This is a genomic window from Cumulibacter manganitolerans (assembly GCF_009602465.1).
GTDB lineage: Bacteria > Actinomycetota > Actinomycetes > Mycobacteriales > Antricoccaceae > Cumulibacter > Cumulibacter manganitolerans.
Genome location: NZ_WBKP01000128.1, coordinates 1 through 987, shown reverse-complemented (window position 1 = coordinate 987; position 987 = coordinate 1). Strand labels below are relative to the sequence as shown.

General features: G+C 75.5%; 2 protein-coding genes. Both read right to left on the bottom strand.

Annotated elements, in window-relative coordinates:
• Nucleotides 1-410 (bottom strand): hypothetical protein (locus tag F8A92_RS18460; RefSeq protein WP_228389581.1); only part of this gene is annotated, 410 nt, incomplete at its 3' end.
• Nucleotides 407-987: LysM peptidoglycan-binding domain-containing protein (locus tag F8A92_RS18455; RefSeq protein ID WP_228389580.1), on the bottom strand; the 581-nt coding region annotated here is incomplete at its 5' end. The genes F8A92_RS18460 and F8A92_RS18455, both read right to left, overlap by 4 nt.

The window sequence follows — 987 nt, the reverse complement described above, 5'->3', positions numbered from 1 at the left end:
AGGGAGAGGAACGAGCCCGACGTCGAGACGCGGTCACCGCGCAATGCCGCCGACCACCAGCTGACTACGTCTCGACGCCGCGGCGTGCGGCCACGGACCCAGTGCAGCACCGGCAGCGCCACATGGCGGGCGAGCTGGTCGGCGGAGCGCCGGCCCACGATCACCTCCGACAGCGCGGTGAAGAAGCTGCGGGTGAACGTCTCCGCCGCCGGGAGGTCGGCCTCGCCGGCCGGAACCGGCCGAAAGAGCGGGTCGGCCTGCGATCGGGCGTCGGCGTGCTGCGCCATGATGTCGTCGATCGTCAGCTGGGGTGCCTCGACGAGCCGTAGGTGCCGTTGCGGCTGCGGTGCCGCGTAGGCCTGCGGCTCGTGGCGGGGTGCGCGGGCGAGCGAGATCGGGGCGGTGGTCATAAGGTGCTCCCGGGGATGGTCAGCGTCGCTCCGGGGCGGAGCAGGTCGGGATCGGCGCCGATGATGTCCGCATTGGCGTCGTAGATGGCTTCGACGAGATAGGCGATCTCGGCCGGCTCGGCGCCGGGCCCGAGCTCGGTGGCGGCGATCGACCAGAGGCAGTCGCCGTCCGTGACGACGACAGCGCGCCCAGACGTCGGCGGAGGCGCCGGCCCCGGATCCGGCGCCGCCGGCGTGGCCGGGGGCGCACTCGTGGGCCAGTCGAAGGCGTCGCTCGAGGCGGCGTACGCCGGTGCCGTCGCCTCGAGGGCGTGCCCGGTCGGCGGGGCGGGCGAGCCGCAGGCGCTCAGGCCGAGGGTGCCGGCGCCCAGCGCCAGCGCGAGCGGGGCACGCCAGGAGGCGGGCGTGAGCCGCCGCGTCAGGTCCAGCAGTGCCGGCGACGGGTGTGCCGAGGCGGCCCACCACAGCATGGTGGCGAGCCCGGCCCAGGCGCAGATGCCGACCAGCGCGAGCTGCGCCGCCGGCAGCACCACCGCCGCCGCCCCCTCGGTGTCGACCACCTCGCCCTCCAACAGGC